Origin of the sequence: Paraburkholderia sp. Ac-20340, assembly GCF_017104965.1 — a bacterium.
Classification (GTDB): Bacteria; Pseudomonadota; Gammaproteobacteria; order Burkholderiales; family Burkholderiaceae; genus Paraburkholderia.
On record NZ_JAAGPR010000009.1, the window covers coordinates 106,895 to 124,819 of the forward strand.

Annotated in this window: 16 protein-coding genes; 12 read left to right on the top strand and 4 right to left on the bottom strand. The window is 64.7% G+C overall.

Features of this window, described 5'->3' with window-relative positions; genetic code table 11:
* Positions 1-120 precede the first annotated feature (120 nt).
* From G3N59_RS14660 to G3N59_RS14670, 3 genes are all read right to left on the bottom strand, one after another.
* Complete coding sequence (locus G3N59_RS14660) at positions 121-957, bottom strand: XRE family transcriptional regulator (RefSeq protein WP_241023448.1); 837 nt, start codon at positions 955-957, stop codon at positions 121-123.
* Positions 958-1,117: 160 nt separating this feature from the next.
* Positions 1,118-2,323 carry an MFS transporter gene (locus tag G3N59_RS14665; protein ID WP_205983346.1) on the bottom strand — a complete coding sequence of 402 codons (1,206 nt, stop codon included), beginning with the start codon at positions 2,321-2,323 and terminating at the stop codon, positions 1,118-1,120.
* A gap of 44 nt (positions 2,324-2,367) precedes the next feature.
* The gene (locus tag G3N59_RS14670) at positions 2,368-2,745 is read right to left on the bottom strand and encodes a VOC family protein (protein WP_205983347.1); all 378 of its coding nucleotides are present in this window, start codon (positions 2,743-2,745) and stop codon (positions 2,368-2,370) included.
* Positions 2,746-2,867: 122 nt separating this feature from the next.
* On the opposite strand from G3N59_RS14670, the gene G3N59_RS14675 reads away from it, so the two are divergent.
* From G3N59_RS14675 to G3N59_RS14730, 12 genes are all read left to right on the top strand, one after another.
* Positions 2,868-3,866 (top strand): LysR family transcriptional regulator, encoded by a 999-nt coding sequence (locus G3N59_RS14675; protein ID WP_205983348.1) that lies wholly within the window; start codon positions 2,868-2,870, stop codon positions 3,864-3,866.
* A gap of 237 nt (positions 3,867-4,103) precedes the next feature.
* Positions 4,104-5,477, top strand: a complete 1,374-nt coding sequence (gene miaB, locus G3N59_RS14680; RefSeq protein ID WP_205983349.1) for a tRNA (N6-isopentenyl adenosine(37)-C2)-methylthiotransferase MiaB — start codon at positions 4,104-4,106, stop codon at positions 5,475-5,477.
* A 48-nt stretch (positions 5,478-5,525) separates the two neighbouring features.
* Positions 5,526-6,611, top strand: coding sequence for a PhoH family protein (locus G3N59_RS14685; protein WP_205983350.1), 1,086 nt, complete (start codon positions 5,526-5,528; stop codon positions 6,609-6,611).
* Between the two features lie 25 nt (positions 6,612-6,636).
* Complete coding sequence (ybeY, locus tag G3N59_RS14690; RefSeq protein ID WP_205983351.1) at positions 6,637-7,098, top strand: rRNA maturation RNase YbeY; 462 nt, start codon at positions 6,637-6,639, stop codon at positions 7,096-7,098.
* Between the two features lie 107 nt (positions 7,099-7,205).
* Positions 7,206-7,859 carry a gamma-glutamylcyclotransferase gene (locus tag G3N59_RS14695; RefSeq protein ID WP_241023459.1) on the top strand — a complete coding sequence of 218 codons (654 nt, stop codon included), beginning with the start codon at positions 7,206-7,208 and terminating at the stop codon, positions 7,857-7,859.
* A gap of 196 nt (positions 7,860-8,055) precedes the next feature.
* Positions 8,056-8,949: an HlyC/CorC family transporter gene (locus G3N59_RS14700; RefSeq protein ID WP_205983353.1), complete on the top strand. Its 894-nt coding sequence runs from the start codon at positions 8,056-8,058 to the stop codon at positions 8,947-8,949.
* A 217-nt stretch (positions 8,950-9,166) separates the two neighbouring features.
* Positions 9,167-10,807: an apolipoprotein N-acyltransferase gene (gene lnt, locus G3N59_RS14705; RefSeq protein WP_205983354.1), complete on the top strand. Its 1,641-nt coding sequence runs from the start codon at positions 9,167-9,169 to the stop codon at positions 10,805-10,807.
* 254 nt (positions 10,808-11,061) lie between these two features.
* Positions 11,062-12,069 carry a glycine--tRNA ligase subunit alpha gene (gene glyQ, locus G3N59_RS14710; RefSeq protein ID WP_167064970.1) on the top strand — a complete coding sequence of 336 codons (1,008 nt, stop codon included), beginning with the start codon at positions 11,062-11,064 and terminating at the stop codon, positions 12,067-12,069.
* 17 nt (positions 12,070-12,086) lie between these two features.
* Entirely contained in the window at positions 12,087-14,186 is a 2,100-nt protein-coding gene (gene glyS, locus G3N59_RS14715; RefSeq protein WP_205983355.1) for a glycine--tRNA ligase subunit beta, read from the top strand.
* Positions 14,187-14,221: 35 nt separating this feature from the next.
* A complete protein-coding gene (gene gmhB, locus G3N59_RS14720; protein WP_205983356.1) occupies positions 14,222-14,785 on the top strand; it encodes a D-glycero-beta-D-manno-heptose 1,7-bisphosphate 7-phosphatase in 564 nt (187 codons plus the stop codon).
* A gap of 59 nt (positions 14,786-14,844) precedes the next feature.
* Positions 14,845-15,606 carry a lysophospholipid acyltransferase family protein gene (locus G3N59_RS14725; protein ID WP_205983357.1) on the top strand — a complete coding sequence of 254 codons (762 nt, stop codon included), beginning with the start codon at positions 14,845-14,847 and terminating at the stop codon, positions 15,604-15,606.
* Positions 15,607-15,724: 118 nt separating this feature from the next.
* On the top strand, positions 15,725-16,654 hold the full coding sequence (locus G3N59_RS14730; RefSeq protein WP_205983358.1) for a SprT family zinc-dependent metalloprotease: 930 nt from the start codon (positions 15,725-15,727) through the stop codon (positions 16,652-16,654).
* A 294-nt stretch (positions 16,655-16,948) separates the two neighbouring features.
* Here G3N59_RS14730 and G3N59_RS14735 read toward each other — a convergent pair whose 3' ends face one another.
* The gene (locus tag G3N59_RS14735; RefSeq protein ID WP_205983359.1) at positions 16,949-17,923 is read right to left on the bottom strand and encodes a beta-xylosidase; all 975 of its coding nucleotides are present in this window, start codon (positions 17,921-17,923) and stop codon (positions 16,949-16,951) included.
* Positions 17,924-17,925 lie beyond the last annotated feature (2 nt).

Sequence of the window (17,925 nt, forward strand, 5' to 3'; positions counted from 1 at the left end):
GGGCAAAGGATACAACAGGCCGCGCAATCGTGCAGCGCGGTAAAAAACCAGTAGACAAATAGCGCGCGGCGCGTCTTGTGCAGTGCGGCAAAGCGCTGCCTGCCCGGTCTGGCGCGACGCTCATGCCGGTTGATGCGCGGCCAGCGCTTCGCCGCCCAGCGCGCCCGCACCGTGCGGCACGTCCCAGCGCGGCGGCGTTTCGGCGTTGAGCGTCACGCGGAACACGCGCGCTTCGGTATCGCCGGGATTGCGCAGGCTGTGCGGTTGATCGGCGTCGAACACGATGGCGTCGCCGGTCGCGAGCAACTGGCGGCGGTCGTGCACGCTCACTTCCAGCGTGCCTTCGCTGACCACCAGATTGACGGTCGTGCCCGGCGCGCGGCGCGAGCCCGCTTCCGTGTGCAGCGGCGCGATGCGCAGTTCGTGGAATTCGGCGGTGGCCGGGCTGTCTTCGGGATAAAGCGCGCGCGCCGAATAGCGGCCGTCGGCGCTGACGCGGCGCGCAGCGCGATCGGCGGGCAGATGTTCGAAGCCGCTTACCGCATGGCGGCGCAGGAATGCCGATACCGACACCTTGAGCGCCGCCGCCACCTTGCAGAGCACCTTGATCGACGGCACGCTGCGCGCCGATTCGACCTGCGCGAGCATGGCGCGCGAGACGCCCGAAGCGCGCGCCAGGGCGTCGAGCGAAAGCTGCCGTTCGGCACGCAGTCGCGCGAGATTCACGCCAACCAGATATTCGAGCGCATCGAACGGACCTTCGCCGCGTGCGGTATGCGATGCCGCGAGCGCATCCGCGGAGAGCGACGCAGACAGCGCCGCGTGTTCATCGGCTTGATCGTGCGGCGATTCATGTGGCGAGTTATGCGGCGATACATGCGGCGCATCGAGCGAATCCGCCGACCGATGCGTAGTAGTGCGATGTGCGTCCCTCACGAGCGCAAGCGGTGAATGCATGGCTGCCTCCCAGGCGCGCCGATATTGGCGCTAGAGCTTGAATGGAGGCAAGACTAGCATCGCGTCCTGCCGCGCCCAACGAAGTTATCTTCACACTGATATCAGCATTGCAGAGCGCGATTTCGGGAATGCTTTTGCATCCTGACGATATGCGCCAGGCTCAGCAGGCGTCCTGTCGAATCGCGACTTGAGCGGCCGTTTTCAGCGGCGCGCCGGGTGTCGCTGCGCGCTTGTCGTGCCGCGCTGCAAACCACGTCAGCACCAGCGCCGCGATGGCCACCACCGCCGCCACCCACGGCAGCGCATCGAGCGCCACGCCGCGTGCAATCGCCATCCCGCCGAGCCACGCGCCCAGCGCATTGCCCATATTGAAAGCGCCGATGTTGAGCGTCGAGGCAAGGTTCGGCGCGGCGGCGGCCTTCGCCACCACGCGCATCTGCAGCGGCGGCACAGTCGCGAACGCGGCGATACCCCAGACGAACAGCGTGATCGCGGCGGGCACACCTGCGTGGCTCGTCCTGGTGAAGATCGCCATGACCACGGCGAGCGCGACGAGAATGCCCATCAGCGAAGGCATCAGCGCGCGATCCGCCAGCTTGCCGCCGAGCGTGTTGCCCAGCGTCAGCCCGACGCCGAACAGCACGAGCATCAGCGTCACGCCGCGCGGCGTGAAACCGCTCACCTGTTCGAGAATCGGCGCGATGTAGGTGAACACGACGAACACGCCGCCAAAGCCCAGCACCGTCATGCCCAGCGCCATCCACACCTGCGGATCGCGCAGCACGCGCACTTCCTGACCGAGGCTGACCGGGCCGCTGTCGTGCCGGTTCGGCACCAGCGCCGTCACGCCGATCAGCGAAATCACGCCGAGTGCGCTCACGATCCAGAACGCCACGCGCCAGCCGAACTGCTGGCCGATCGCCGTGCCGAACGGCACGCCCAGCACCGTCGCGAGCGTGAGCCCCGTGAACATCAGCGCGATGGCGCTGGCGCGCTTTTCCTGCGGCACGAGCGAGGCCGCCACCACCGCGCCGATGCCGAAGAACGAACCGTGCGCGAACGAAGCGACGACGCGCGCGACCATCAGCAGCGCGTAGTTATCGGCCATCGCGCACATCACGTTGCCGACGATAAACACGCCCATCAGCAATTGCAGCGCGAGCTTGCGCGGCATGCGGCTGGTGAGCACGGCGAGCACCGGCGCGCCCACGGCCACGCCCAGCGCGTAGCCGCTCACCAGCAGGCCAGCAGCGGGAATCGTCACGCCCAGATCGCGCGCGACGTCGGGCAGCAGGCCCATGATGAGGAACTCGGTGGTGCCGATGGCAAAAGCGCTGATCGCCAGCGCAAGCAAGGGAATAGGCATCGCAATCTCCTGATGGCCTGAATGTGTGGGATGAGTGCTGCGGTTCAGCCCGCCGCCGTCACGAACTCGACGACCACGCCCGGCGCGAGCGCGACGAACAATTGCCGCTCGCCGCTCAAGGGCACGTCCGCGAGTTGATACGGCACGTCATGCGATTCGATGCGCGCGAGCAGCGCCTGCCATTCGCCGCCGGGCGCGACGCGAAACGCCACGTGATCGAAGCGCGGCGCCACGCGCGCGGGCCGCGCGCCGGGCATCGTCGAATCGACCAGATGGACGACGGGACGCCCGTTCGCGTAAAGCCAGTAGCCGCCCACCGAAAACGGCGGACGCGGCCCGTTCTCCAGTCCGGCGATGTCGCAAAAGAAACGGCGCGCGCCTTCCAGATCGGGCGTGACGAGGGTGACGTGATCGAGTTGCATGGCGGGTCCTGGTGCGGCGTGGCGGGCAAAACCTGAAAACACGCGCATTGTCGGTGCTCCACGCGATTTTGATAATTGGCGTAGCATTTGAAGCATTTTCAATCGCCATCTAATAATCGCGTATGGACAATCTCGGCGACGTGCGCCTTTTCGTGGAGGCCGCGCGGCTCGGCAGTCTGTCGGCGGCCGGGCGCAAGCTCGGCCTCACGCCCGCTGCGGCCAGCGCCCGCCTCGCGCGGCTCGAAGCCGAACTGCACGCGCGCCTGTTCGATCGCACCACCCGCCAGCTGCGCCTCACCGACGAAGGCCGCAGCTATCTCACCTGTAGCGAACACGCGCTGCGCTCGCTCGACGACGCCAAGGCCGCGCTGCAGGAGGGCCAGAACGCGGTGCGCGGCAAGGTGCGTATTTCGGCGACGTCGGACTTCGGCCGCAATCTGCTGATGAGCTGGCTCGACGAATTCCGCACGCGCTATCCCGACGTGCGCTTCGCGCTCACGCTGACCGATTCGATCTCGAATCTCGTGCAGGAAGATATCGATCTGGCGATCCGCTTCGGCACGCCCGCCGACAGTTCGCTGATCGCGCGACGCCTCGCGCCGAACCCGCGCGTGCTGTGCGCCGCGCCCAAATACATCGCGCAGCACGGCGAACCGCAGGAACCGGCCGATCTGGCCCGCTTCGACTGCATCGTGATCGGTTCGCCGGCCGGGCCGGTCAACGAGTGGCGTTTCACGCGCGGCGACCAAACCCAGACCTACGTGGTGCCGCTGCACGACGCGCTGGAAAGCTCGGACGGCGAGGCCGTGCGCCAGTGGACGCTGTGCGGTTACGGGTTATCGGTGAAATCGATCTGGGACGTCGCCGACGACCTGCGCGCCGGGCGTCTGCAAATCGTCATGCCGGACTGGCGCTACCCCGAGCAGCCGGTGCACGCGCTGTACCATCGCAACCGCTATCTGGCGCCGCGCGTGCGTGTGCTGCTGGAGTTTCTGACCGAGCGCTTCGCGCAGACTTCGGGCGAATTGAGCGCGCTCGTGCCGTGCGCGCAAGACAGCGCCGACACGCCAGCCGGCAAGACCGGCGCACGTTCGCGCCGACGCAAAGCCGTCGAGGCATAAGGCTATAATGTCGGATTAAGCTGAACGACGGTTCGCGTCGTCAAACTGCGGAAAAAAACGCGAAAGCGGCCTCAAAAGCCGCCGTAAAACCCCGCAAGCGAACCGCCCCACCGTGCGCCACGGCTCTCGCAGGCCGGCCACTCGATTCAGCCCCACTTTTCACCGAAGTCCCGACGTGCATGACGTGCATCAACCGGACGACGCCCCCAGGTGAACCACTGCGAACGGCGAACCCCGATGACCAAGAAAGTATATGTAAAGACCTACGGCTGCCAGATGAACGAGTACGACTCCGACAAGATGGTCGACGTACTCGGCGCCGCTGAAGGACTCGTGAAGACCGACACGCCCGAGGATGCGGACGTGATTCTGTTCAACACCTGCTCGGTGCGCGAAAAGGCGCAGGAAAAAGTCTTCTCCGAACTCGGCCGCGTGCGCGAGCTGAAGGAAGCGAACCCGAACCTGCTGATCGGCGTGGGCGGCTGCGTGGCGAGCCAGGAAGGCGCGTCCATCGTCCAGCGCGCGCCGTACGTCGATCTGGTGTTCGGTCCGCAGACGCTGCACCGCCTGCCGCAGATGATCGACGCGCGCCGCGCCTCGGGCCGCGCGCAGGTCGACATCAGCTTCCCCGAAATCGAAAAGTTCGACCATCTGCCGCCCGCGCGCGTGGAAGGCCCGAGCGCGTTCGTCTCGATCATGGAAGGCTGCTCGAAGTACTGCAGCTACTGCGTCGTGCCCTACACGCGCGGCGAAGAAGTCTCGCGTCCGCTCGACGACGTGCTGACCGAAATCGCGGGTCTCGCCGACCAGGGCGTGCGTGAAGTCACGCTGCTCGGCCAGAACGTCAATGCCTATCTGGGCGCGCTCACGCTAGGCGCGACCGATGTCGCCGACTTCGCCACGCTGATCGAATACGTCGCCGAAATCCCCGGCATCGAACGTATCCGCTACACGACTTCGCACCCGAAGGAATTCACGCAGCGTCTGATCGACACCTACGCCAAGGTGCCCAAGCTCGTGAGCCATCTGCATCTGCCGGTGCAGCACGGTTCGGACCGCGTGCTGATGGCGATGAAGCGCGGCTACACGGTGCTCGAATACAAGTCGGTGATCCGCAAGCTGCGCGCGATCCGCCCGGACCTGTCGCTGTCGACGGACATCATCGTCGGCTTCCCTGGCGAGACGGAAGAAGACTTCGAAAAGACCATGAAGCTCGTCGAAGAGATGAGCTACGACACGAGCTTTTCGTTCATCTACAGCCCGCGTCCGGGTACGCCCGCCGCGAATCTGGAAGACGAAACGCCGCGCGAGATCAAGCTCAAGCGTCTGCAGCATCTGCAGGCCACGATCGAAGAGAACGTGCAGCGCATCAGCCAGTCGATGGTCGGCAAAGTCGAGCGCATTCTGGTCGAAGGCCCGTCGCGCAAGGACCCGAGCGAACTGTCGGGCCGCACGGAAAACAACCGTGTGGTGAATTTCCCGGCGCCGCTCGCTTCGCACGCACGTCTGATCGGCCAGATGATCGACGTGAAAATCAATCACGCCTACCCGCACTCGCTGCGCGGCGAGCTCGTGCTCGCGCACGAGGGCAATGCGGCGGTTTCGCACTAAGCTGCGCACTGTCACGCTATCCACGGAACACGGGAGTTCAGAGACACCTTGAAGCCGAATCAGCAGCATCTGGAATTCACCGCGCCGCGCGAAGACAACGCGCGGCTCGCGAACCTCTGCGGTCCGCTCGACGAGAACCTGCGACAGATCGAGCAAGCCCTCGACGTCACGCTCGCGCGCCGCGGTCATCGCATCTCGATCCGCGGCCGTGGCGCGAAACTCGCCCTCGCCGCGCTCGAAAACTTCTACAACAAGGCACGCGATCCGCTGTCCATGGACGATATCCAGCTTGCGCTGGTCGAAGCGCGTCATCCGGCGGCGATGGGCCTGAAAAGCGGTAACGGTAACGGCGGCACCAACGGTGACGACGCCATCGACCCGCGTTTTCGCGGCGATCCCGATCATCCGTTCGACGAGCCGGCCGGTCTCGACATCGATATCGAGGAACAGGGCCCGAAGCTCTACACGCGTCGCGCCGACCTGCGCGGCCGCACGCCCGCGCAGCGCGAGTACCTCAAGCAGATCATTTCGCACGACGTGACCTTCGGCATCGGACCGGCGGGCACGGGCAAGACCTATCTCGCGGTGGCCTGCGCGGTGGACGCGCTCGAACGCGATCAGGTCAAGCGCATCGTGCTCACGCGTCCGGCCGTGGAAGCGGGCGAGCGTCTGGGCTTCCTGCCCGGCGATCTCTCGCAGAAGGTCGATCCGTATCTGCGTCCGCTTTATGACGCGCTGTACGACCTGCTCGGTTTCGACAAGACGGCGAAGATGTTCGAGCGCCAGATGATCGAAATCGCGCCGCTCGCCTACATGCGCGGGCGCACGCTCAATCACGCGTTCATCATTCTCGACGAGGCGCAGAACACCACGCCCGAGCAGATGAAGATGTTCCTCACGCGTATCGGCTTCGGTTCGAAGGCGGTCGTGACCGGCGACACCACGCAGATCGACCTGCCGCGCGGCCACAAGAGCGGCCTGATCGAGGCGCAACACGTGCTGAATAACGTGCGCGGCATCGCCGTCACGCATTTCACCAGCGCGGATGTGGTGCGTCACCCGCTGGTCGCGCGTATCGTCGAAGCCTACGACGCGCACGCGAAAAAGGACGAGAGCAACAGCGACGCGCGCTAAGGCGAACGTCAACGACACCACCACCATGGCACGCGCACCGAAACTCAAACTGAACGTGCAGTTCCCCGCCGCGAAGGCGTTCCCCGAGCACAAGGCCGCGCTGCCCCGCGCAACCGTGGCTGCGTGGATCAAGGCATCGCTGTTCGCGGACGCGGAACTGACCGTGCGCTTCGTCGACGCCGAAGAAGGCCGCACGCTCAACCGCACCTATCGCGGCAAGGACTACGCGACCAACGTGCTCACCTTCGCCTACGCGGAAAGCGAGGACGATCCCGTCACCGGCGATCTGATCCTCTGCTGTCCGGTGGTGGCGAAGGAAGCCGCCGAGCAGGGCAAGCCGCTGTCGGCGCACTACGCGCATCTGCTCGTGCACGGCACGCTGCACGCGCAGGGTTACGACCACGAAGACGATGCCGAAGCGGAAGAGATGGAAGGCATCGAAACCGAAGTGCTCGCCTCGCTCGGCTTTCCCGATCCGTATAAATAAGGCTCTCCACCCAGCCTCCCTCTGCTCTGCCCGATATGAACGACAAGCGCGCGAACGTTTCTGGTGAAGTGAACGACTCCGACAAGCAGACGCAGAAGGATGCGCGGTTGATCGCCGCTTCGACGGGCGACACGCCCTGCCCCGGCTATCCGCCGTCGCTGGGCGAATCGCGCCTGCTCACCGAAGACGAACTGCGCGTGTCGCTCGACTGCACGCTCCAGCAATGGGACGGCAAGAGCGATATCTGGCTGTTCGGCTATGGCTCGCTGATCTGGAACCCCGGCTTGCCGACCGTCGAAAGCGTGCGCTCGCGCGTGCACGGCTACCATCGCGGGCTGTATCTGTGGTCGCGCGTGAACCGCGGCACGCCCGAGCAGCCGGGCCTCGTGCTCGCGCTCGATCGCGGCGGCTCGTGCGCGGGCGTGGCATTTCGCCTCGCCGCCGAAGGCGTCATGCCGCATATGGAAGCGCTCTGGCGCCGCGAAATGCCGATGGGCTCGTACCGGCCCGCGTGGCTGCCCTGCGTGCTCGCCGACGGCCGGCGCGTCGCCGCGCTCGCCTTCGTCATGCGCCGCGAGGCCTCCACCTACACCGGCAAACTCGCCGAAGACACCGTGCGCACCGTATTCGGCTGCGCGAGCGGCCGCTACGGCACGACGCTCGACTACGTGCGCCGCACCGTGGAAGCGCTGCGCGAAAGCGGCATGCCGGACCGCGCGCTGGAGCGGCTGCTGGCCCGCTGCGCGGGCGAATCGCGCTGAATGACCGTCCGCCAGCGCCCGCCCGAGGCGATCCCGCCCCAGACCGCGCAATTTTGATCCGCGACGCGACCCGCACCCATCTGCGATAGGATTGATCTCATGTGACGTGACATACATGGCCGCGCCACACGCATGATGTATCCTTTCCCTTCCGCAACAGCGCGCCAGGCCACGAAGAGGCCAAGGGCGCACCACCATGAACGACTCCTATCCCAGTCGACGACAGACCGACAAACCGCAGGAAAAGCGCTCCCTTCTCGAGCGGCTGACCGACTTCATCTCGCCCGAGCCCGACTCGCGTAGCGAGCTTCTCGAAATCCTCCAGGACGCCCACGCGCGCAATCTGATCGACGCGGATTCGCTGTCGATGATCGAAGGCGTGTTCCAGGTCTCCGAGCTGTGCGCGCGCGACATCATGGTGCCGCGCGCCCAGATGGATGCGATCAACATCGCCGAGAATCCCGACGATTTCATCCCCTTCGTGCTGGAAAAGGCGCACTCGCGCTATCCGGTCTACGAGGGCAATCGCGACAACGTGATCGGCGTGCTGCTCGCGAAAGACCTGCTGCGTTATTACGCCGAAGAGGAATTCGACGTGCGCGGCATGCTGCGCCCCGCCGTTTTCATCCCCGAATCGAAGCGTCTGAACGTGCTGCTGCACGACTTCCGCCAGAACCGCAATCACATCGCCATCGTCGTGGACGAATACGGCGGCGTGGCGGGCCTGATCACGATCGAGGACGTGCTGGAGCAGATCGTCGGCGATATCGAAGACGAATACGACTTCGACGAGGAAAGCGGCAATATCATCGCTTCGCCGGATGGGCGCTTCCGCGTGCGCGCGCTCACCGAGCTCGAACAGTTTAACGAGGCGTTCGGCACCCATTATCCCGATGAGGAAGTCGATACGATCGGCGGCTTCGTGACGAATCATTTCGGGCACGTGCCGCATCGCGGCGAGAAAGTGCGTATCGACGATCTGATCTTCGAAGTGCTGCGCGCCGATGCCCGCCAGGTGCATATGCTGCTGGTGCGCCGCGATCCGTTGGCCGGTCAGCGCGAGGCCGTGCTGGCGCCGCCGGGCACCTGAGGCTTTCGAGCTTGACATGCTCGACCTGAAGAAACGCCGGCTTTCGCGCCGGCGTTTTTTATTCCAGCGATCGATCCCCACGACGATTCACCCGACGCAGCCCGTCGCCACGAATTCCTGTCGCGCGAAAATGCTATCGTTGCGCTCGCTGCGTGCATGGCTCGCGGCGACGAAGCACTGACCTCGCACTCACGAATCACTCCGCAATCCGCGCTCCATGGCCGAACCGATCGATTCCCGCACGCGCGATGGCGCGCGCGCCGCACTCCCCGCCAGCCGCAGCGTGCCGGCGTGGCATTACCTCGCCGCGCTCGCGCTGGGCGCGCTCAACACGCTCGCGTTCGCGCCCACGCCGCATGGCGGCTGGCTCGAAATCGCCATTTTCGCGGGATTTTATTTCTGGCTCACGCGCACCACGGGCTGGAAAAGCGCGCTCTTCACGGGCTGGGCGTTCGGCTTCGGCAATTTCGTCACGGGCGTCTGGTGGCTGTATGTGAGCATGCACTTCTATGGCGGCATGCCCGCGCCGCTCGCGGGCGCGGCGCTCGGGCTCTTCTCGCTTTATCTCGGCATCTACCCGGCGCTGGCCGCGCTGGTCTGGTCGTTCTGCGCCGGTCACGCGCGCAATAGCCGCCTGGGCGCCGATGCGCGGCCCTTCGCGCCCACCTGGCACGGCGCTTTCGCGTTCGCCAGCGCGTGGGCGCTCGGCGAATGGGCGCGCGGCTATATCTTCACCGGCTTTCCGTGGCTCTCGAGCGGCTACGCGCAGGTGGACGGGCCGCTCGCCGGCTTCGCGCCGATCGTCGGCGTGTATGGCGTGGGCTGGGTGCTGGCGCTGGTCGCGGCGCTGCTCGTGCAGACCATCATCAGCGTGCGGCTTGCGCGCGGTGGAGCGATCACCGCGGCCATCATCGCGCTGGGCACGATCGGCGCGGGCCTGCTGCTGCCGCGCGTGAACTGGACCCACCCGGAAAACGCCACGCTCAACGTGCGCCTGCTGCAAGGCAACGTGAAGCAGGACATGAAATTCTCCGAGTCCGGCACGCAGGACGCGCTCAACGAGTTCCAGAAGCTCATCACCGAAAAGCCCGCCGATCTCGTCGTCACGCCGGAAACCGCCGTGCCGGTGCTGGTGCAGCAGATCCCGGAGAAGTTCGGCCGCGATATCCGCGATTTCGCCGACACCACGCACACCGCCATCCTGTTCGGCGCGGTGGGCGGCACGATCACGCCGGAAGGCCGCGTCGTCGATTACACCAACAGCCTGTTTGGCGTGACGCCGGGGCAAAACGGCCTGTATCGCTACGACAAGCACCATCTCGTGCCCTTCGGCGAGTTCGTGCCCTGGGGCTTCCGCTGGTTCGTGAACCTGATGAACATTCCGCTCGGCGATTTCGCGCGCGGCGCGCCGGTGCAGCCGCCGTTCCTCGTGCACAACCAGCCGGTGGCCGTCGATATCTGCTACGAGGACATCTTCGGCGAGGAAATCGCCCGCACGGTGCGCGAGAACCCGGTTTCGCCGGGCATTCTGGTGAATTCGACCAATCTGGCCTGGTTCGGCGACACCATCGCGCTCGACCAGCATCTGCAGATCGCGCGCATGCGCTCGCTCGAAACCGGCCGGCCGATGCTGCGCGCGACCAACACGGGCGCCACCGCCGCCATCGACGCGCACGGCAACGTGATCGCGCGCCTGCCCACGTTCACGGCGGGCTCGCTCGACGTGCAGATCGCCGGTACGCAAGGCTTTACGCCCTACGTGACGAGCGGCAACAACACGGTAATCGCCATTTCCCTGCTGCTGCTCGCGGTGGGTTTTGCGTTCGGTCCGGGCCGCATCGGGCGCAAGAAAGCCTGATACATCAAGACGTTTCGACGATGGCGCGCAGCGGCTGATCGTGCGCGGCATCGTCGCCAGAAAGACGTCACCAAGTCCGCCACAAAGCGCCTGACGCGACGCGCCCAACCCGCCGCGGTCTCAAGGCCGCGCCAATCCGGTAAAATTCAGCGTTTTAGCACCTGGCCGCCACGCACCGGTCGCCGCGCGGGCCGCGCCTGCCGCCGCAACCCGCGTCTCCCGCCCCAAAGACACCGCAGACACTGCAGGCACACATGCTCACGTTTCAGCAAATCATCCTGACGCTCCAGTCCTACTGGGACAAGCAGGGCTGCGCGCTGCTCCAGCCGATCGACATGGAAGTCGGCGCGGGCACTTCGCACGTCCACACCTTCCTGCGCGCAATCGGCCCGGAGCCGTGGCGCGCCGCCTACGTCCAGCCGTCGCGCCGCCCGAAAGACGGCCGCTACGGCGAAAACCCGAACCGCCTCCAGCACTACTACCAGTACCAGGTCGTGCTCAAGCCGGCGCCGGAAAACATCCTCGATCTGTACCTCGGCTCGCTCGAAGCGCTCGGCTTCGACCTGAAGCAGAACGACGTGCGCTTCGTGGAAGACGACTGGGAAAACCCGACGCTCGGCGCGTGGGGTCTCGGCTGGGAAGTGTGGCTCAACGGCATGGAAGTGACGCAGTTCACCTACTTCCAGCAAGTGGGCGGCATCGACTGCAAGCCGGTGCTCGGCGAAATCACCTACGGTCTCGAACGTCTCGCGATGTATCTGCAGAAGGTCGAGAACGTCTATGACCTCGTCTGGACCGAGTGGGAAGAGCAAGGCCCGAACGGCCCCGAGATCCGCCGCCTGACTTACGGCGACGTCTACCACCAGAACGAAGTCGAGCAATCGACCTACAACTTCGAGCACGCGAACGTCGACCTGCTGTTCACGTTCTTCAACGCGTACGAAAGCGAAGCGAAGCGCATGATGGAGCAACAGCTCGCGCTGCCCGCCTACGAACTCGTGCTCAAGGCCGGCCACACCTTCAACCTGCTCGACGCACGCGGCGCGATCTCCGTGACGGAGCGCGCAGCCTACATCGGCCGCATCCGTACCCTCTCGCGCAGCGTGGCGCAGTCGTACTACGAATCGCGCGAGAAGCTCGGCTTCCCGATGCTCGGCAACCCGGTGCATGGCGTGCCGGGCCTGACCACCGACGAACAGGACGCCGCGATGCCCGCCTGGGCGCCGCCGCTGAAGGTCGAACGCAAGTTCGGCGAGGAATGACCGGATCTCCGACAACAATGACCCAAGCTCATCAAGCCACTCTCCTCGTCGAACTGCTGACCGAGGAACTGCCGCCGAAGGCCCTCGCGCGCCTGGGCGACGCTTTCGCCGAAGGCATTGCGCAGCGCCTCGCCGCGCGCGACCTGATCGAAGGCGATCTGTCGTTCGAACGCTTCGCCACGCCGCGCCGCCTGGCGGTGACGATCAAGAACGTGCGCAACGTCGCGCCTGAAAAGCAGGTGCGCGAAAAAGTGCTGCCGGTTTCGGTCGCGCTCGACGCCAACGGCCAGCCCACCGCCCCGCTCGCGAAGAAGCTCGCGGCGCTCGGCTTCCCCGACTTTCCGGTGGCCGATCTCGAACGCGCCGTGGACGGCAAGAACGAAGCGTTCTTCCTGCGCTACTCGGCGCCGGGCGCGACGCTCGCCGACGGACTGCAGGCCGTGCTCGACGAAGCGCTCGCCAAGCTGCCTATCCCCAAGGTCATGAAGTACCAGCGCCCGGACGGCAGCGACGTGCAGTTCGTGCGCCCGGTGCATCGCCTGACGGTGCTGCACGGCGAACAGATCGTGCCGGTGAGCGCATTCGGCGTCGATGCCGGCGACACCACGCGCGGCCATCGCTTCCTCTCGGAAGGCCTGATCGCCATCCAGCACGCCGATGACTACGCGCACACGCTGCAGCACAAGGGCCGCGTGATCGCGAGCTATAGCGAACGCCGCGACGCCATCCAGGCACAGCTGACCGAACAGGCGGGCGACGACAAGGTCGTGATGCCCGAATCGCTGCTCGACGAAGTGAATTCGCTGGTCGAATGGCCGGTCGTCTACGCCTGCAAGTTCGAGGACGAATTCCTGCAAGTGCCGCAGGAATGCCTGATCCTCACGATGCAGACGAACCAGAAGTACTTCGCGCTGACCGACGATCAAGGCCGCCTGCGCTCGCGCTTCCTGATCGTCTCGAACATCGAAACGGCGACGCCGGTCGAGATCGTCGAAGGCAACGAGCGCGTCGTGCGCCCGCGTCTGGCCGACGCCAAGTTCTTCTTCGAGCAGGACAAGAAGAAGACGCTGGCCGACCGCGTGCCGCTGCTCGCGAACGTCGTCTATCACAACAAGCTCGGCTCGACGCTGCAACGCGTGGAACGCCTCGAAGCGCTGGCCGGCGCGATCGCCGCCATGTGCGGCGCGGACGTCACGCTCGCGAAGCGCGGCGCCCGTCTGGCGAAGGCCGATCTGTTGACCGACATGGTCGGCGAATTCCCCGAGCTGCAAGGCACGATGGGCACCTACTACGCGCGCCACGACGGCGAAGCGGAAGAAGTGGCGATCGCCTGCTCCGAGCACTATCAGCCGCGCTTCTCCGGCGACGAACTGCCGGGCACGCCCACGGGCACCATCGTCGCGCTCGCGGACAAGCTCGAAACGCTGGTCGGCATCTGGGGCATCGGCCTTGCGCCCACCGGCGAGAAAGACCCGTTCGCGCTGCGCCGCCATTCGCTGGGCGTGCTGCGTATCCTCGTCGAAAAGCAGTTGCCGCTCGACCTCGTCGAACTGCTGCGCACGACCTACGCGCAATTCGCAGGCAACGCGGCCGTGGCCGAATCGACGCAGGCGATCTACGAATTCTGTATGGACCGTCTGCGCGGCCAGCTGCGCGAACGCGGCTACGCAGCGCAGGAAGTGGACGCCGTGCTGGCGCTGAACCCCACGCGCTTCGACGACGTGATCGCGCGTCTGGACGCCGTGCGCGAATTCGCGGCGCTCAACGAAGCGGCGGCGCTCGCTGCGGCCAACAAGCGTATTTCGAACATCCTCAAGAAGTCCGAGGGTACGGAAGACGCCGGCGTGCAGATCGCGCTGCTCGTGGAAAACGCCGAAAAGGCGCTCTACGCACAGCTCGAACAGGTCGCCCCGCGCGTGGAATCGCAACTGGCGGCGCGCGAGTACACGGGCGCGCTGACGGCGCTCGCGGCACTGCGCGAAACCGTCGACACGTTCTTCAACGACGTGATGGTCAATGCCGAAGATCCGGCGCTGCGGGCCAACCGCCTCGCGCTGCTCAAGGCACTGCATCGCCAGATGAACAGCGTGGCCGACATTTCGCGACTCGCGGCGTAACGGCCGTCGTGACACTCCAACACTGACGCGACACCATGCCGACCAGCTCCAGCCGCAAAATCGTGATCCTCGACCGCGACGGCGTGATCAACGTCGATTCCGACGCCTTCATCAAGTCGCCGGACGAATGGGTCGCGCTGCCGGGCAGCCTCGAAGCGATCGCCCGCCTGAACCAGGCGGGTTATCGCGTCGCCATCGCGACGAACCAGTCCGGCATCGGCCGTGGCCTGTTCGATACGACGGCGCTCAATGAGATGCACGCGAAGATGCACCGCCAGGCTGCGGCCGTGGGCGCGCGCATCGACGCGGTGTTTTTCTGCCCGCACACCTCGCAGGATCACTGCGACTGCCGCAAGCCCAAGCCCGGCATGCTGAAGATGATCGCCGACCGCTTCGAGATCGAGCCCGCCGACACGCCCGTGGTGGGCGATTCGCTGCGCGATCTGGAAGCGGGCGCCGCGCTCGGCTTCCGCACGCATCTGGTACTGACCGGCAAGGGCCAGAAAACGCTCGCCGCGGGCGGCCTGCCCGAAGGCACGCAGATCCACGACGACCTGCGCGCCTTCGCGCTGGACTTCCTCTCCAACGAACCGGCCTGAAGCGCGCTGTAGCGCGCTTTCGCTGCCCTGCTTTCCCGAACGGTCCACCGGTCTACCCAATGCGCTTCATCCGCTCCCTGCTGCTGTTCATTTACCTGATCGTCTACACGATGCCGTACGCCACGGCGTGCTTCATCGCGTTCCCGTTCTTGAACGCCACGCGGCGCTACTGGATGGCGGTGGGCTGGTGCCGCTCGACACTGTTCGTGTCGCGCTGGCTGGTGGGCATCAAGTACCGCATCGAGGGCATGGAGAACCTGCCCAACGGCCCGGCCGTACTGCTGTCCAAGCACCAGTCGGCATGGGAAACGCTGGCGTTTCCCGCGCTGATGCCGCGCCCGCTGTGCTACGTCTTCAAGCGCGAACTGATGTTCGTGCCGTTCTTCGGCTGGGCGCTGGGCATGCTGAAGATGGTTCACATCAACCGCAAGGAAGGCAAGAACGCGTTCGCTTCGGTGATCCGCCAGGGCAAGCTGCGCATGGCCGAAGGCGCATGGGTGATCATGTTCCCGGAAGGCACGCGCATTCCGGTGGGCAAGACGGGCAAGTACAAGACCGGCGGTCCGCGCTTCGCCATCGAAACGGGCGCGCCCGTGGTGCCGATCGCCCACAATGCGGGCCACGTCTGGCCCCGTAACTCGTTTATGAAATATGCGGGTATAGTCACGGTGTCGATTGGCAAGCCCATCGATACCAAGGGGCTTACGCCCGACGAAGTGAATACGCGCGTGGAAAACTGGATCGAGACCGAAATGCGCCGTATCGATCCGGACGCGTACCGCAAAACGGATGGCACGTCGGCCAATACCGCGAAAATCTGACGACTGCCGGGCTCGATGAGCTGGCTTTAACGGCGGGTTTTGCCGCCGGTCTGGTCGCCGGACTGGTCATTCATCCGCCGCGCGGGCCGCACACGCCCACCCCGCTCCAGGCCTGACGATGCAGAAGTCCCCCACGCCGCGCCATGCCGCGGCGCTCGATCATCAGCAACTCGATTTGCCGCTCTTTGCTGAGCCGGCTAGCGCCACTCCCGCTCCTTTGTCGGTTTCTTCCGGTTCGCCGGGTTCCGCGCCTGTCGTGCCCCCTGCTGGGTCTCCTGTTGCTCCGCTATCGCCGGGAAAAACCGGCAGGTCGCCGCTTGCGCCTGACGGCTCGCGGCTGCGTACGCTCGAACTCGGCGCGCGGACGCTGCAGTATCGGCTTAAGCGGTCGTCGCGCAAGTCGATTGGGTTCGCGATCGATTCGACTGGGCTCACGATTACAGCGCCACGCTGGGTAACGATTGCGGATATCGAGAACGCTATCGCCGAGAAGCAAAGGTGGATTTTTTCCAAGCTGATCGAGTGGCAAACGCGAGTCGAGCAACGTGCGCTGCCGAAGGTGGAATGGCGCGATGGCGCGGAACTGCCTTATCTCGGCAAGCCGATGCGGGTGACGCTGGGGGCGGGCTCGCTGGTTTTTGATGAGGCGACGCGGGTGCTTTCGTTGCCGCTGCCACCGCATGCGGACGCGCAGCAGATCAAGGATCGGGTTACCGGATGGTTGCAGGGTGAAGCGACGCGGATCTTCGGCGAACGGCTGAAGGTTTATGCTGCGCGGCTTGGGGTGACGTTTCGGTCGTATGCGCTTTCTTCGGCTATGACGCGGTGGGGAAGCTGTTCAAGCGAAGGACGGATTCGGTTGAACTGGCGGCTGATCCATTTTCCACTTTCGATTGTGGATTATGTGGTCGCGCATGAGCTTGCCCATCTGCGGGAGATGAATCACAGCCCGCGGTTCTGGCAGACCGTGGAGTCGATCTTTCCGGAATTCCGCGAGGCCAGGAAGCAGTTGAAGCAGCATCCGCCGGAGATGGTGCCGGGGATTTGAGGGATTGCGCGAGAAACACGGCAGTCGGCCGTCTTGATTTCGCGATTCTGGAATCGAGCGCCGTCTCTGGCGACGCTGAGCGGCCCAGCGCCAGGCACACTTGTCAGCCGTGGAATAGGCCCCGTCCATTACGAATGGTATACACCGTGAACGGACTAATCAGGCACATAAAGCGTCGTGCAGCGAATGGCCTCGCCCTGATGGTGGGCGAACTACTCGTCGGTTTGATGATCGTGTTCGCGCTCACCTGCACCCTGACCACCATACTTAATAAGCGAAAGCGATAAGCGCGCGTCACTTAGTAGCGCCAAATATGCGCCTTACAACCTCCAAAGCGGGCTTTTGTTCCCCCCGTGCGTCAACCAATCCAAATTGACGCTCCTTCTCGTTCTGCGCGGTAGCCGTGTCTTGCCATTCGTAAATCGAAATGAGCGGTGCCCCAAATGCGCTGCGTTTCGCCATAAATAAGCGGAAGGCCGAAGCCTGGCCCGATCCGCCGCCAGGCGTGCCCGCTGACGCCCCCCATTCCGTAATAACGGTCGGCAGACCGTATTGTGCGCGGACATATTCCGACGCTTGCCGTATCTCCGACACGCTCTTACCGTAGACGTGCCACGAGACCGCGTCCAGGCAATGAGGTACGGCGGCCTCGACACTCCTCAGCAAACGATCGGAAGTTGAGCCCGCGAGTGGCGCCGTTGCAAAACCGAAACCGATCAGGTTGATCGAAGAGCGAATAGGTGCGAGTTCTTTGCAAAGCGCGCTCATGTAAACCGGAAATGTAGAGTCGACATCGCCAGTTGGCCAGTACTTCTGCCATTCCGGCTCGTTCCACAGTTCTACTGCCAGAACATCATTCCCGTACGCGCCGACCAGCTTTTTCACGACCTGCGCCAACTCTACTCCGGCCATATGAAGTTGGCGGACTTGTGTATCGTGATCCGCAGCAAACTGCACAAGCGGAACTGTCGATCTCGTCGTCACGATGACGGGAAGACCTGCTGCATGCGCGGCTTCGAACGCTCTCGCTACTCGCTCTCGATATGCGACATTTTGCATAGCGTTGGACCAAACCCCCAAGCGCACAAAGGCAAACCCGGCCAACTTGATGCGCCTCGCGTCCTCTGAGGTGAAACGTTCAATTTTGACCTGCACCCCAATACGCGGATGTTCTCCGTTGCCATGAATCCAATCGCGAAACAACTGTGACTGAACAGCAAGAGGAAACATACAGCACAAGGTGAGCAAGGCTTTCAGGACTCTCGCCATCC